Here is a 14,692-nt window from a genome sequence, read left to right on the forward strand (position 1 = left end):
ACCTAGAAAAATCCTCAATACAATTCCAAAAACAACAAACACCGCGGGATGGAGCAGCCAGGTAGCTCGTCAGGCTCATAACCTGAAGGTCGTAGGTTCAAATCCTACTCCCGCAACCAAATACCCCAAAATATCAAAGCCCCTAACCTCGCTTCCGCGGGGCCCTCTGCGTTCCACCTCGGGCAATCTCCAAAAACGCCAGCGCAGAACCAAGGGCACAAAACGCTCGCCCGAAACCCCCCACATGACGCCAACTCCTGCTGCACACAAGCAAAGGCAGGCCGGACAGGGGTGGGCGGATTTGCCCAGCCCTGTTCAGATCACCCAGCGTCGGTGCCAGAGCAGGGTGCATGGCAACGATGGAATCGGTTGGCTTTTGCGGGCGTCAAAAAGCAACCCTGCCCCCCCCCTTCAGGTCCAGTATTTCGCGGGCCTCATCGGGCGTGGCGACCTCGCCGCCCAGTTCTTCGACGATGCGACGGATCTTGGTGACCTGTTGGGCGTTCGACTCTGCCAGTTTGCCGCGTTGGATAAACAGGCTGTCTTCCAGGCCGACCCGAACGTTGCCCCCCAGTTGGCTGGCACTGGTGGCCATAGGGATTTGGGCTGCTCCGGCAGCAAGGATCGACCAGCGGTAGCTGTCGCCGAACAGTTTGTCCGCTGTCTTCTTCATGAAGACGAGGTTTTCCAGATCGGCGCCGATGCCCCCCAAGATACCCATCACGAACTGGATGAAGATCGGGGCCTTGAACAGCCCGATTTCCATGCAGAACTTTAGATTATAGAGGTGGCCCACATCATAGCATTCATGCTCGAACTTGATGTTATGTGGCGCCAGCGTTTCGGCGGCTTCCTTGATATCGCGGAAGGTGTTGCGGAAGATGTTGCCATCGGAATTGGCAACATAGTTCTTTTCCCAGTCGAACTTCCAGTCATCGTCCTTGTAGCGATCTGCCAGGGGGTGAAACGAAAAGTTCATGGAGCCCATGTTCATCGAGCACATCTCGGCGCTGAAGGTGGCGGCGGGGCGGATGCGATCCTGGATCGACAGGGTCAGCGAGCCGCCCGTGGAAATATTGACCACAGCGTCGGTGGCCTGCTTTATACGCGGCAGGAACGGGACGAAATCCTTGGGGTCAACCGAGGGCGCGCCGGTTTCATTGTCGCGCGCATGCATGTGCAGGATCGATGCCCCGGCCTCTGCGGCTTCAATCGCCTGCTGGGCGATGTCATCATAGGTATAAGGCAGGGCGTCCGACATGGTGGGCGTATGGATCGCGCCGGTCACAGCACAGGTGATGATGGTTTTCTGCTTGGCCATTGGCTAGGCTCCATTGTCTGGTTTCGGGGCGATCACGCGATAGCCCAGCGGGAATAGTTGCAGGTCATATCGGCTGCGGATGACGCCCCAGATGCCCTTGGGGGCTTTCAGCATCATGACGATCGCCACGACGCCGAGAACGATCAGGTAGGTGGTGCCAAGATCCGCCAGGGTTTCGCGCAGGGCAAAAAACACCAGCGTGCCGATGATCGGGCCTTCGATGGTGCCGATGCCGCCGATCACCACGATGAAGATCACAAATGCTGTCCAATCGTTGACGCTGAAGGCGGCATCGGGTGAGATGCGCAGCTTTTGCAGGAAGATCAGTGCGCCGATCATGGCTGTAAGCGCTGAGGTGACCACGTAGACCGTGAACTTGGTCCGCCAGATATCGATGCCCAGGCTGCCCGCTGCCAGTTCATTGTCGCGGATCGCGGTCAAGGCCAGGCCCTTGCGCGATCGCAGGAACAGGTAGACGGCGGTGACAACCACAACAGCCGCCCCCAGCGCCAGCCAGTAGCTGAGCGCTTCACGCATGGCGCGTTTGGACGCCAGCGATTTGACGACGGCAACGGGCAAGGAGGAGCCAGAGCCGCCACCAAGGGCGGAAACCTGTGCAAAGCCAAGGCGGAAGACTTCGGCGATCACCCATGTGCCAATGGCGAAATAGGCACCGCGCAGGCGAAAGATCAGCACCGCCACAGGGATCGAGGCCAGGGCGCCCAGCAGACCCGCAGCGGCAATGGCGGCAATCGGGTGAAGACCTGCGAACATGGTCAGGGCAAATAGCATGTAGCCGCCAAAGCCCACGTAGGCCTGCTGGCCGACTGAAACCAGACCGGCATAGCCCGCCATCAGGTTCCAGAGCGAGGCCAGCGCGAGGTAGAGAAACAACTCTCCCATCAGGCGCATGTCTGCGCGGCCCGCCCACCACGGGGCGGCGATCAAGGCAATCAGCACAAGTGCTGCTACAACAGCGGCAATACGGGCAGCGTTGGAAGACCGCGAAACGGTATAGTCCTGAAGGCTCATGCGTCGATCCTCGGGAACAGGCCATTCGGGCGAACGGCAAGGATGAAGAGAAAGGCAAGGTGCCCGGCAAGGATCTGCCAACCGGGATCAATCTTGGCGCCCACGGTCTGGGCCACGCCAAGGATCACGCCTCCGGCCAAGGTGCCCCAAAGGTTGCCAAGCCCACCGATGATGACGGCTTCGAAGCCAAAGATCAGGCGGCCTCCGCCAATCGAGGGGTCAAAGCTGGTGCGGATGCCCAGGAGAATACCCGCAATCGCCGTGACACCCAGCGCCAGCGCCATGGCCAGACCAAACACGTGGCGACGGTTGAGGCCCATAAGCTGTGCAATGTCCTGATTGTCCGAGACTGCGCGGAAGGCACGGCCGATGGCTGTATGATAAAAGGTCCATTGCAGGCCCCAGATCACCAAGACGGCGACACCAAAGGTCAGCACCGGCAATACGCCCAGCGTCAGACTGCCCACCGCAAAGCTTGCAGTTTCCAGCGCACCTGCGTCCATTTTTTGCGGATCGGCGGTGTAGAACTCCAGCAGCGCGTTTTGCAAAATCACGCTTAGCCCGAAGGTGACAAGGAGCGGCGGCAACAGGTCGTCGCCCAGCGTCTGATTGAGCAGCTGACGTTGCAGCACATACCCGATCACCCCCATCGTCGGCACCACGATCAAGAGTGCCAAAAGCGGGTGCAGACCCGTGGCGGTGGTGACAGTCAGACCAAGATAGGCCGCCAGCACGATCAGGTCACCATGCGCGATATTCACCAATCGCATGACGCCAAAGATCAGCGACAGACCTGCGGCAAACAGGGCGTAGAGCCCGCCCAGAAGTGTGCCCTGCACGATTGCGTTCAGCCAATCCATGTCATTCGATCCCGAAATAGGCGCGGGAAATCTCCTCGTGCGAAACAGTGTCCGAGGCGCCCTCAAGCGAGATGCGCCCTTCCTGCAGACAATAGACGCGCGATGAGACCGACAGCGCCTTGGAGATATCCTGCTCGACGATAATGGCGCTCATGCCTTCGCCGATGATGCCGGGCAGCGCGTCGTAGATGTCCTTGATGATGATGGGGGCAAGGCCGAGGCTGATTTCGTCAAACAGGATCAGATCGGGGTTGGCCATTAGCGCACGGCCAATCGCGACCATCTGCTGCTGCCCGCCTGAAAGTGAGGTCGATTGCTGGTCCTTGCGTTCGTCCAGAATGGGAAACAGCTTGTAGACTGCCTCGAGAGTCCAGGGGCCCTTGCGGCCGACCTGCGCGCCGATCATCAGGTTTTCGCGCACCGAGAGGGACGGGAACAGCTGGCGTCCCTCGGGCACCATCGCGAGGCCACGCCAGGCCACTTCGTCGGCGCGCAGCTGGCTGATGTCTTCCCCGTGATAGCTGATCTGGCCGGGACCGTTGCCGAGCAGGCCGGTAATTGAGCGCATCAGCGTGGTCTTTCCAGCCCCGTTGGCGCCGATGATGGCAAGCACTTCACCTTTGCCGACATGCATATCCACGCCGTAAAGCGCCTGAAAGTCGTTGTAGTGAGCATCAAGCCCCTGCGTCTGAAGGATGGGGTCAGGCATCTGCTTCAATCCCCAGATAGATTTCCTTGACCTCAGCACTGTCCATGATCGTGCGGGGGGCGCCCATGGCGATCATTTTGCCGAAATCAATCACGATCAGGCGGTCGACAACCTCAAGCAGGGCGTGCACGACATGTTCGATCCAGATGATCGTGACGCCGCTGGCGTGGATGTCCTTGATCGTCCGAACCAGAGACTTGCACTCCGCCTCGGTCAGTCCGCCCGCGATTTCGTCGAGCAGGAGCAGCTTTGGCTTGGCACAGAGCGCGCGAGTCAGTTCCAGCCGTTTGCGTTCCAGCAGGGTCAGGCTACCGGCCTGCTGGTTGGCCTTGGCCAAAAGTTCGGTCTGGTCGAGCACCTCTAGACAGAACCGTTCAGCCGCGTGGCCATGCAGACCTGCCGATTGGGTTGCCGCAATCATCGCGTTTTCAAAAACGGTCATTCCGGAGAACGGCTGTGGCACCTGAAACGAGCGCGCGATGCCGGAATGGCTGCGCCTTGCGGCGCTCCAGCCGGTCACATCCTGGCCGTCAAAGGTGATGGTTCCGCTATTTGGGCGCATCGTGCCCGTGATCAGGTTGAACATTGACGTCTTGCCTGCCCCATTCGGCCCGATCACACCTACCGCGTCGCCTGTTTGCACCTCGTAGCTCAGTTCATCCGCGACCTTGACGGCGCCGAAGGCTTTGCAAAGGGTGTCCAATTTCAGGAGTTTACTCATGCCTGCCTCGATTAGATGGGGCGGTGCCGGATACGCCGGAACCGCCCTGGGGTGTCAGCCCAGAATTTTCAGATCAGCCGTGATTGGGATGTTCGGCGCGGCCGAATTGGCAACGATCCTGAGATCATAGGCGTCGCCCTGTTTCTGCCATTGGCCTGCGACCAGCGGGGTCTTGGTGACGTTGTTGATCGGACCGTTGGCCCAATTCACGTTGCCCACGATGGTGTCGAGGTTGGTGCCGGTGATGGCGGAAACGATGGCTTCGGGATCTTCCAGATCCTCAGCGCGCTTGATCACGTCTGCCACAACTTCGAACAGCGCATGTTTGAAGCCGATGGGTTGCGTCCAGGGACGGCCTGTGGCCGCCGAATAGCCGCCTGCCAGATCGCCTGCCGATGTTCCGGTCAGCGAGGAGGAGAACGGGTGGCTTGGCGACCACCAGACCTCGGATGACAATCCGTCACCCCGATCCCCCAGCGATTCAATCACCGATGGGAACAGCAGCGCCTTGCCTATGGTCACGACCTTGGGATTAAAGCCCTGCTGTGCGGCCTGCGCCCAGAAGGTGGCAAAGTCCGGCGGGATCATGTTGCCGGTGACGATCTCGCAGCCGGCGTCCTTAAAAGCGGCGATATAGTTCGAGAAGTCGTCCGACAGCGGCTGGTAGCGACCTGGATCGACCAGATCGTATCCAGCGGCGGCCAGCGGTGTGGGCAGGCCCAGCTCAGGATGGCCCCATGCGTTTCCGTCCGCGTCATTGGGGAACAAGCCGCCAACCTTTTTGGCGACGCCAGACTGGCCCCACATGTCGAGGAAGGCGCCGATGATGTCCTCAAGCCCCCAGAAGAAGTGGTAAGTTGAGGCAAAGCCTTCGCCTTCAACGCCGTTGCGGCCAAAGAAATAAGGCTGCCACGGGCAGTCGGTGGTGATGCAGGGCACTTCGTTGATTTCGGCCTGATCAGAAACCGGGTTCACGGTGTCGGGGGTCGAGGCGGCGACGATGATGTCAACCTCCTCACCAAGGATCAGGTCGGCGGCCACTTCGGCGGCCCGGTTGGGGTTTGACTGGCTGTCTTTCGAGATGATCTCGACGTTCCAGGTCTTGCCGTTGTTCTCGAGGCCGCCTGCAAAAGCCTTTTCGATGCCTCCCAGCACGTATTCATCGGCTTCGGCAAATCCTGCCAGCGGTCCGGTGCGCGGGCTGACATGGCCAACGCGCAAGGTGGGGGTCGCGGCATAGGCGCGCGAGTTTTTCAAAATCGCTGGCGCTGCCATGAACGCAGCTGCACCCAATAAAAAGGACCGGCGAGCCGTGGTTTTGGTTCTCATGATCTTTCCTCCCTGTGTCGGCCTCGCCGTCAGCATTGTGTTGTCGATTACAGAATGGTGTCCAGTTTCTTGAGATGGCTGGCGACGCGCGCGCGCAGCGCATCGGCCTCAGCCTTGGTCCATGTCCGGAAACCTTGGCCGGATTTCATGCCCAGCCGACCGTCCTTTACAAGCTGCCGCAGATAGGGCGACGGCCCCTGACGCGCATCGATGTCGTGCAGCACGTTGTCGTGGATATCGAGGGTCAGATCGGTGCCCACGAGATCGGCATTTTCCAGCGGTCCCAGCACCGCGAGGCGACGCCCAAAGCTGGACTTGATAACCGTGTCCACGGCCTCGGCATCGCAAATGCCGTTTTCAACAAGGCTCACCGCTTCGCGCCAAAGAGCGTGTTGCAGGCGGTTGCCAATGAACCCTGGCACATCCTTTTCGACCATGACGGGGGTTTTCCCGGCGTCGGACAGCAGGTCAAACATCGTGTCGGCGATGGTCGGATCTGTCCACTCGGTCTTGATGACCTCGACCAGCGGGATCAGGTGTGGCGGGTTCCACCAATGGGTGCCTACCGCGCGCGATTTCAGGCGCAGGCCTGACATGATCTCGGTGATTGGCATCACAGATGTGTTCGACGCCAGGATGCAGTGATCTGGTGCGTGCTCTTCAACTTCGGCAAAGATCTTCTGCTTCAGGGTCATTTTCTCGGGCGCAGCTTCAAACACCACGTCAGCCGCGCGCACTGCTCCGCTGGTCGTGTTAAATACCTCGATCATCTTCAGTGCCTTGGCGATCACGGCCTCATCATCGCTCATGGCTTCCATGCTTTGGCGGATACGCGCAGCCACACTGTCGCGCGCGGCCGCGACCGGATCGGTGATCGCCACGTATTGCCCGGCCTTGGCCAGCGTCAGGGCAATGCCGTGACCCATCAGCCCTGCGCCTATGACCGCGATTTGTTGTTTCTTGGCGATCATCCCCTTAGCCCGCCGTATAGCCGCCATCGGCATAGAGGATATGCCCGGTGTAAAAATCAGACGCCTTGGAGGCGAGGAAAAGAAGCGGTCCGGAAAGGTCCTCTGGTTCGCCCAAACGCCCCCTTGGGACCCGCGCCAGAAAGCCTTGGCGGATTTTGGTGGCTTCTTCGGTGTCCTCGTACATCCAAGCTGTCAGCGGTGAACGGAACACGGTTGGCGCAATGGCATTCACGGTGATGCCTGTGGGGCCAAGTTCGCAACCCAACGCCTTGGTGATACCATCGACCGCCGCTTTTGAGGCGCAGTAGGCCGAATAGCCTGCCGGGTGGCCCAGCAATCCACGCGCCGAGCTGACAAGAACGATTTTGCCCGAGCCCTGGGCCTTCATGTGACCTGCGGCAGCGCGGGCCAAAAGCCAGCTTTGGGTTACATTCGCCTCCATAACGGCACTGAACGTCTCTGGCGTCATGTCGTTGACCAGCGCGACCTTGTTCATGCCCGAGGCCACAACCAGAATATCGAGGCTGCCATAGGCCGTGACGGCCCGCGCCACGAGGTCATTGCAGATGTCTTCATCAGTGGGGCGGGTGTTGATGGCCGTCACCTCGGCACCAAGACCGCGGCATTCACCGGCGATTTCGTCGAGGGCAGTCTGATTTCCCGCGACCAGCACCAGCTTGCAACCCGCTCCGGCCAGAATACGCGCGGCGACCATACCGAATGCGCCCGAGGCTCCGGTAATCAGGGCGACATTGTCTGTCACGTCGAACATCGAAAGGGGGTTCATGGATTAAGTCTCCGGGGGAAATGGAATGACGACCAGCATCTTGCAGGTCAGGTTCGAGCGGTTCTCGATCGTGCGCAGTTCGCCGGGGGCGATGGTGCAGCTGTCCATGGCGCCCAACACGGTTTCCGTGCCGTCGACGACGACGGTCATCTCGCCCTCAAGGACGACATAGACTTTTTCGAACGGGGTCGCGTCGGGCCCTGCGCCACCTCCCGGCAGGAACTGGCTGAACCCGATCCACTGGTTGGTGGGGCCGCCCTCTTCGAACCCCTGAAGGCGCAGCCCATGGCACCCATGATGGTTTGGGGCCTCGTAGGGTTGGGCGTCTTTGAACCGCTTGAGATGCATGGGGAACCCTCATGGTGTTGGCTTTGGAGGCCGCCGGATGCCGGCGGCGGCTGCGTGAGCGATCAGAAGTCTTCGCCCGCTTCGATGCGATAGGCCTGATCCTTGTCCATCATCGCCACGAGGCGAATGATGCAGCCATCGCCGCGGTCCCAGTTCCAGGGGAAGAAGGCAAAGGTGACGCGCTTGCCGGTCACGTGATCAAGATCACCGCCGACATTCTCGATGCCGAGGATGCCGTTCGAGAAGAGTTTCTGATGGACCGGTTCCCATTCGGGGAAGTCATCTTTCCAGTCACGACCCCCGGACCATTCTTTGTATTCCTCTTCCAGATGCGGAAGGATCGGACCGTTGCGCTGCGGGCCAATGGCGGTGGCCAGCGGGTGATCGTTGGCTTGGGTGTCGTGACCGACAACCTTCACGCCCTTTTCAACCATCCAGTCTGCGGCTGAAGGCACAAGACCCGGGCAGTAGGCGAAGTAGTCACCATCTTCGTATTGCTTGTGCCAGCCAGTGTTGATGATCAGAACGTCACCCTTTCGGATCGCGTGACCGCAGGCCTTTTCCAGATCTTCGCCGGTGATCGGTTCCCATTTTTTCTTGGGGATCGAAACCACCAGACCCGTGCCAAAGAAATGCGGCAGCGGCACTTCGTCAATGAAGGGGGTCCCCTGAACAACGTGCGCAGGCGCGTCGATATGGGTGGTCACATGCATGGTTGTGGTGATCGTCTGGCTCAACACGCCCGATTTGGCCATGTAGTGTTTCCGGTCGATCTGAACGTCTTTGAAATAGGGCCAGTTCGGACATTGAAAGCCATAGCGGTGGCTGAGGTTCACAAACTCCAGTCCCATGTCGTTGTCGTCGTTCGCTTGGAACTCGATGCCGCGGATTTCAACCATCTGGCATACCTCCTCTGTTCGCCGGAATCCCGGCGTTTCTGATTTCAAACTGTCAGGGTGGCTCCTCCCACCTGTCTCGCATAGTGATGCATATGCACCGCAATGCGGTCAATAATAAACTCGCAATGCGGTTGACATGTACTGCATTGCGGTACACTAATATGGCAAGGATCCAAGGAACCTCGCAGGATTCAATGCGAGCAAAGAGTTTCTCAAATGATTGAAAAAGAAGATAAAAAAGACAGATCTGGCATTCAGGTCATTTCGCGGGCCGTTGCGATTCTGCACGTTTTGAAAGAAACGCAATCGGGGATGAGCCTTGGCAAAATCGCAGAGCAGGTCAGTCTGCCCCGCTCTACGGTACAGAGAATCACCTCGGCTCTGGCAGAGGAAAAGCTGGTCATCACGGACGCGAACGGAGGCGGGCTGCGGTTGGGGCCGGAACTCAGCGCGCTTGCGGGGGCTGCGCAATACAACATTGTCGAACATTGCCGTCTGCTGCTGACTGAGTTGACGCAGAAAACAGGCGAAACCACTGACCTTGCCGTCATGCGTGGGATTGGCATGGTGTTTCTGGATCAGGTGCCGGGGACGCATCGGCTGACCACCGTCTCACAGGTGGGGGAGGTTTTCCCGCTAACCACAACAGCCAATGGCAAGGCCTGTCTGGCGCATCTTCCCGAAGACGAGGCAATCAAGCTGATTACGAACGAGTGGACGCGCAATGGTATCCAGTCTGATCTGGCGGTTTTGATGGATGAACTTGAAGAAGTCCGGGCCAAGGGGCTGGCCTATGATCTTGATGAGCATTCCAGGGGGGTCTCGGCCATCGGATTTGCCTTTACCGATTGGAGCGGTGAGCTGCATGCGATTTCGGTTCCGGTTCCATCATCACGTTTTGCAAAGCAGCAAAGCGTGATCGAGAAAGCCCTTCTTGAAACATCCGCGAACATTCAAAGCACCTTCGATTAGCGCAGCGGCGGAAGAACGGCCATTCGCCAGTATGAGCGGCATTCAGGGGCCCGGAGTTCTGGTGTTGGTTGAGGGGTGATTGGTGGCATTTTAACCAGATTTTCACCGGCGGGCGCTGATCGGAAACCAACAGTTAACCCGGCGCTGGGATGCTCCAACATCTTGCAAATCAATCGCCGAGTCTCGCCATGAAACTGAAGCGAACGATGCGGATTGCGACGGGCCTTGCCTGTCTTGGTGCCGCGCTTGCGGTTTTTATACCGCATTTAACAAGTTACATTTCGCGGGCCGCAGTGGTGAACGCGCCTATTATTTCCGTCAAGAGCCCCTTTGACGGGGCCCTCATGTCGGACGCGCTCACACCTGCAACTCCTGTATTGCCGACTTCTACAATCGTGGAACTTCAAGCCTCTAGATCCAGCCGGACCGAGCTTGCGCGATTGGAAGCCAGAAGCAGCATTCTGGCTCGGGAGGAGGTTTCGATCAGCACGGAAATTTCTACGCTTAGCCAACTGGATCAGCGACTGGTGGTCCGGATGGAGCGGGTGCAAACGCTGGCCCGGGAAGTTCTGGAAGCACAGCTGAGTGGTTTGCGCGGGGAGCTGGCAGCGGCCCGCGAGCGGCAGGACAGGCTCGCGCGAGAGGCTCTGCGGTTTACGCAGCTCTCTGCCAATGGTTCGGTGCCGCAGGCGCAGGCTGAGACAGCGGTTTCGCTTGCGGCTGAGGCAAACGGCGAGGTCATCCGCCTGACCGCCGCGGTCGAGGAAACCGTGCGGAGCATTGCCGGGATCCAGGATGGCATTCTTCCCGGCTTGGGCACAGAGGATGGCAGCTATGCCCGGCAGCGCCGGGATGAAGTCGCAATCCGTTTGGCTGATCTCAAGGGCCGTAAGGCCCGCATCGCGGCACAGCGCGTGGGCCTCCTTCAGGAGATCGAAGCGCTGCGCGAGGAGGTCGGCCGGTTCGATCGGTTTGCCCCGCGGCTGCCGACAGGGGCTGTGGTCTGGTCGGCAACTCCGGCCAAGGGGGCCGTGATCGCTTCGGGTGATGAAGTGTTGCAGCTGCTCGACTGCTCGCGCCGGTTCGTCGAGGTTTTTGTGCATGAAACGGCGTTTGAGGCGATCCGTCCCGGAGACACGGCCCGGGTGCGCCTGCGGGGATCGGACGAGACCTTTCTCGCCACTGTCGAGGCGCTGCGCGGGGCAGGCAGCCAGCGGGCCACCGGCCTGCTTGCGGCTGAGCCGGAAAATCTCACCGAAGGCAGCCTGTCGGTGATGCTGCGCCTTGCTCCGGCGGATGTTGGCGTGGCTGGGGTGGCGCAGAACTTCTGCGATGTCGGGCGCACTGCTGAGGTGCGTTTTGATCGCGAATTCGGTACCATGCTGACCGTTGCGGGCCATTGGTTTGAGGAACTGCTGCGGGGCATTGCGCCGTCGCTCGCTGCGGGAAACTCAGGGGACTGGTTCGGCGCGTCCGATGCAGGCTGAGTCCCTTGTACCGCTCCTTTTGGTTGCTGCGGCCATCCTGCTGTTCGGGAACCGCTGGCGCAACAATCCTGTGGCCGACCGGCTGGTCGTGGCAGGATTGGCCGTGGTTGTCCTGCGCTACCTGATATGGCGGCTGTTCGAAACGGTCCTGCCGGTCAATGTTCTCACTGTCACGGGGGTGTTTGTCTGGGGCGTCTTTGTGGTCGAGATGCTGGCCTGGCTCGATACTGCGGTGCTTTACGCCTACATGTTGCGCCGCACAAACCGTACCCCGGAAGCAGACAGGCACGAGACCCGGTTGCGCCACATGACCCCCAGTGAACTGCCCGAGGTTGATATTTTCATCGCGACCTACAACGAGCCTGCCGAAGTCCTCGAGAAGACAATTGTTGGCGCGACAGAGCTGGACTGGCCAAAAGCAAAGCTGAATGTCTGGGTTCTGGATGATGGTCGGCGAGACTGGTTGCAGCAGATGAGCAAACGCTTGGGGGCCGGCTACCTGACCCGCGCCGACAATGCCCATGCAAAGGCTGGCAATATCAATGCTGCGGTTGCGCGCACGTCTGCCCCTTTTTTCCTCGTTCTTGATGCGGACTTTATTCCGCAACAGAATTTTCTCTACCGGGCAATGGGATTTTTCGAAGATCCGAAAATCGGTATCGTCCAGATCCCCCATAACTTCTTCAACCCTGACCCGATGCAGACCTCACTCAACATGAGCAAGGTTATGCCTGACGATCAGCGCTTCTTTTTCGAGACAATCATGCCGGGGCGCGACGGGTATGATTGTGCCTTTTGTTGCGGCTCCAACGGGATCGTGCGGCGTAGTGCCTTGGAGGAGATCGGCAACAAGCTGCCATCGGGCTCCATCACCGAAGACATGCTCCTGACGCTGGCGCTCAAGCGGAAAGGCTATGTGACGCGCTATCTGGATGAGCGTCTGGCGTTCGGACTGGCACCAGAGAACATCAATGCGTTCTTCATCCAGCGGGCCCGATGGGCGCGGGGCGCAATCCAAATCATGTTTCTTCGCGAGGGACCGTTCGGGGGCCCCGGCCTCAAGTGGTACGAGCGCTTGTTCTTCCTGCCGTTCCATTGGATCACCCAGTCGCTTGGCCAGACGATCGCGATGGTGACACCTGCCATTTTCATGCTCACGGGTGTGCCGCCGCTGGTCAATGCATCCTTTGACACGGTGATGTCCTACCAATTTCCGGCAATTGTTGCGGCCATTGCCGCTGTGCAGCACTTCGCGCCGGGAAAATACCATCCGCTGGCAACGATGGCACATGGCGTTCTGCAAGCCTTCCGGCTGCTGCCTGTGGTGCTTGCCACCTTGCTGAAACCGCACGGTCACGCGTTCAAGGTCACCCCCAAAGGCGGTGAGGGAACAGAGATTCAAGACACGGCAACGGTTGCAATCTGTCTTTTTCTTTGCGGCTTGATGGCTATCGGCCTTGCCATGAACTCAAGCTACAATTTCCAGATCATCGCTTCCAGCCACCTGATGCCTGTTGTTGCGTTCTGGTCTGTGGTCAACATGATTGTGTTGCTCTTGGTGGCAAAGATCGCCATCACGCCGCCGCTTCTTCGCAGCGAAGAGCGGTTTGAGCTGCATGAGCCGGTCATGCTCCATACGGGCGAGGGAAAGGTCAAAGGTGCAAGCCACGATATGTCCCTGAACGGCATACAGGTAGAGGTGCCTGCGGATTGGTCCTGTCTGCCCAAAAGCGGCGGTTGGATTGGTGTTGAAATTGCGCGGGTGGGTATCGTTCCGGCACGGCTGCGCCGGGTCTTTAACCAAGACGAACACAGCCTTCGCGCCGGGCTGTCCTTTGCCCTACCTGCGGTCGGTGAACTGGCCGAGCACAGCGATGAACACAGCCCCGATAGCCCGGAAGAGGCCCACAGCGCAGCACAGCTAAGGCGCCGCTTGATCCACAAGCTGTTCACCACGGACCGGATGCGCAAATTCGATGATCCACACGACTGGAGACTGGGGATCAGGATGCTGAAAAGCATTGTCAGCTCAGAACAGGCCGGCGCCGCGATAAAACTTACCAGCGAAGATGATGCCCACCCGGTGGTGCCCGCTTGGTTATGTGATCTTCAGTCACGAGCCGAAGCAACATTGGATAGCGAATGGCAAGGGTTGCTTCATGAGCGGACAGAGCCCGAAAAAGACAGTTCCGCGGCCTAGACGAATTCATTGGCAGGTTCATTGGCAGGTGTGCCGCCATCAATTTTTTTGGGGGACGGTGGGACATGTGCGGACAGGACATTTGCCACTGCGCTTTTATAGTTTTCTGCCAGCCGGTTAGGCGAGGTGTCAGCAGTGTTGCCCGAACAGGTGCACCGGCCTTATCTGGTGTTTGCTGTTCTGGGATGGCTAGTCCGATGCCTCGTGTGCGGCAAAGGCATCGGCATAGTCGCAATGCCAGCGTGAGAGCGCCGGGCGGTTGTTGATAATGTCGCCCAGGGCCCATTCAACACGTTTACGGTCGCGCTCTTCTGACACGTCGTTGTCCGGACAGAGAATATAGAAATCCCCGTTCGACATGCGCATCATCAGGTAGTCGATTGCCTCTTCGCTCGTCCAGGCAGAGCTGGGTTTTTCCGGCATGAACTTCTTTATCATGCCAGTATAGGTGAACCCTGGCACAAACAGATGGGCGGAGATTTTCGCCTCGGCCTGGCGCAGATCATGTGCCAGCATTTCTGTCATCACCTTCACGGCGGCTTTGCTGGTGTTGTAGGCGGGGTTTCCGGGCGGTGTGGTGATGCCCTGTTTCGACCCCGTGTTGATGACCACGGCGGGACGCGCAGCTTTGATCATGCGTGGCAGGAAGGCATGGACGCCATTTACCACCCCAAAGAGGTTGATCTCCAACAGGTTGCGCCAGTTTTCCGTTTTTTCCCAGCTGCCGGTCGGCAGTGCGATACCGGCATTGTTCATCAGGACGGCCACCTCTCCGAGGGCAAAGACCTGATCCGCCAAGGCGGTCATCGCGTTGGCGTCAGAGACATCCGTGGCAATGGCCTGAACGATCGCGTCGGTGCCTGCCAGATCGCGCAGTTCCGCCTCGGCTTGGTCCAAAACCTCACCCGCCAGATCGACAAGCACAACTCCCAGACCGTCTTGCAGAAATCGCTGGGCAGCGGCCTTGCCGACGCCGCTTGCCGCCCCGGTCACGACGGCCAGGCCGCCTTTTTCGATTGCTTTGCGATACATGGATCATCCTCTGTTTCTATGAAG

Annotated in this window: 14 protein-coding genes and 1 tRNA gene; 4 read left to right on the forward strand and 11 right to left on the reverse strand. The window is 59.2% G+C overall.

Features of this window, described 5'->3' with window-relative positions; translation table 11 throughout:
• The first annotated feature begins 42 nt into the window (after window positions 1-42).
• Window positions 43-119, forward strand: a tRNA-Met gene (locus tag KUV39_RS14790).
• 266 nt (window positions 120-385) lie between these two features.
• Here the strand turns inward: KUV39_RS14790 and kce are convergent.
• The 10 genes from kce to KUV39_RS14840 form a co-directional block, all read right to left on the reverse strand.
• The gene (gene kce, locus KUV39_RS14795) at window positions 386-1,321 is read right to left on the reverse strand and encodes a 3,5-dioxohexanoate:acetyl-CoA acetone transferase (protein ID WP_222460146.1); all 936 of its coding nucleotides are present in this window, start codon (window positions 1,319-1,321) and stop codon (window positions 386-388) included.
• 3 nt (window positions 1,322-1,324) lie between these two features.
• The gene (locus tag KUV39_RS14800; RefSeq protein ID WP_222460147.1) at window positions 1,325-2,353 is read right to left on the reverse strand and encodes a branched-chain amino acid ABC transporter permease; all 1,029 of its coding nucleotides are present in this window, start codon (window positions 2,351-2,353) and stop codon (window positions 1,325-1,327) included.
• Window positions 2,350-3,213 (reverse strand): branched-chain amino acid ABC transporter permease, encoded by an 864-nt coding sequence (locus KUV39_RS14805; RefSeq protein ID WP_222460148.1) that lies wholly within the window; start codon window positions 3,211-3,213, stop codon window positions 2,350-2,352. Before KUV39_RS14805 ends, KUV39_RS14800 begins: the two co-directional genes overlap by 4 nt.
• A gap of 1 nt (window position 3,214) precedes the next feature.
• Entirely contained in the window at window positions 3,215-3,922 is a 708-nt protein-coding gene (locus tag KUV39_RS14810; RefSeq protein WP_222460149.1) for an ABC transporter ATP-binding protein, read from the reverse strand.
• Complete coding sequence (locus KUV39_RS14815) at window positions 3,915-4,643, reverse strand: ABC transporter ATP-binding protein (RefSeq protein WP_222460150.1); 729 nt, start codon at window positions 4,641-4,643, stop codon at window positions 3,915-3,917. Before KUV39_RS14815 ends, KUV39_RS14810 begins: the two co-directional genes overlap by 8 nt.
• A 54-nt stretch (window positions 4,644-4,697) precedes the next feature.
• A complete protein-coding gene (locus KUV39_RS14820; protein ID WP_222460151.1) occupies window positions 4,698-5,972 on the reverse strand; it encodes an ABC transporter substrate-binding protein in 1,275 nt (424 codons plus the stop codon).
• A gap of 47 nt (window positions 5,973-6,019) precedes the next feature.
• Window positions 6,020-6,943: a 3-hydroxyacyl-CoA dehydrogenase family protein gene (locus KUV39_RS14825; RefSeq protein ID WP_222460152.1), complete on the reverse strand. Its 924-nt coding sequence runs from the start codon at window positions 6,941-6,943 to the stop codon at window positions 6,020-6,022.
• A gap of 4 nt (window positions 6,944-6,947) precedes the next feature.
• Window positions 6,948-7,730, reverse strand: coding sequence for an SDR family NAD(P)-dependent oxidoreductase (locus KUV39_RS14830; RefSeq protein ID WP_222460153.1), 783 nt, complete (start codon window positions 7,728-7,730; stop codon window positions 6,948-6,950).
• A gap of 3 nt (window positions 7,731-7,733) precedes the next feature.
• The gene (locus KUV39_RS14835) at window positions 7,734-8,078 is read right to left on the reverse strand and encodes a cupin domain-containing protein (protein WP_222460154.1); all 345 of its coding nucleotides are present in this window, start codon (window positions 8,076-8,078) and stop codon (window positions 7,734-7,736) included.
• Between the two features lie 62 nt (window positions 8,079-8,140).
• Window positions 8,141-8,977 carry a cyclase family protein gene (locus KUV39_RS14840; RefSeq protein WP_222460155.1) on the reverse strand — a complete coding sequence of 279 codons (837 nt, stop codon included), beginning with the start codon at window positions 8,975-8,977 and terminating at the stop codon, window positions 8,141-8,143.
• Window positions 8,978-9,193: 216 nt separating this feature from the next.
• Between KUV39_RS14840 and KUV39_RS14845 the strand changes: the two genes are divergently transcribed.
• The 3 genes from KUV39_RS14845 (at window position 9,194) to KUV39_RS14855 (ending at window position 13,636) form a co-directional block, all read left to right on the forward strand.
• On the forward strand, window positions 9,194-9,949 hold the full coding sequence (locus KUV39_RS14845) for an IclR family transcriptional regulator (RefSeq protein WP_222460156.1): 756 nt from the start codon (window positions 9,194-9,196) through the stop codon (window positions 9,947-9,949).
• Between the two features lie 188 nt (window positions 9,950-10,137).
• Complete coding sequence (locus KUV39_RS14850) at window positions 10,138-11,436, forward strand: HlyD family secretion protein (RefSeq protein WP_222460157.1); 1,299 nt, start codon at window positions 10,138-10,140, stop codon at window positions 11,434-11,436.
• Window positions 11,426-13,636 (forward strand): glycosyltransferase family 2 protein, encoded by a 2,211-nt coding sequence (locus KUV39_RS14855; RefSeq protein ID WP_222460158.1) that lies wholly within the window; start codon window positions 11,426-11,428, stop codon window positions 13,634-13,636. The genes KUV39_RS14850 and KUV39_RS14855 overlap by 11 nt, the downstream gene beginning before the upstream one ends.
• 189 nt (window positions 13,637-13,825) lie before the next feature.
• Here KUV39_RS14855 and KUV39_RS14860 read toward each other — a convergent pair whose 3' ends face one another.
• Window positions 13,826-14,668, reverse strand: a complete 843-nt coding sequence (locus tag KUV39_RS14860) for an SDR family NAD(P)-dependent oxidoreductase (RefSeq protein ID WP_222460159.1) — start codon at window positions 14,666-14,668, stop codon at window positions 13,826-13,828.
• Window positions 14,669-14,692: the final 24 nt, after the last annotated feature.

The sequence above is a fragment of the Phaeobacter italicus genome (genome assembly GCF_019801785.1).
Classification (GTDB): domain Bacteria; phylum Pseudomonadota; class Alphaproteobacteria; order Rhodobacterales; family Rhodobacteraceae; genus Phaeobacter; species Phaeobacter italicus.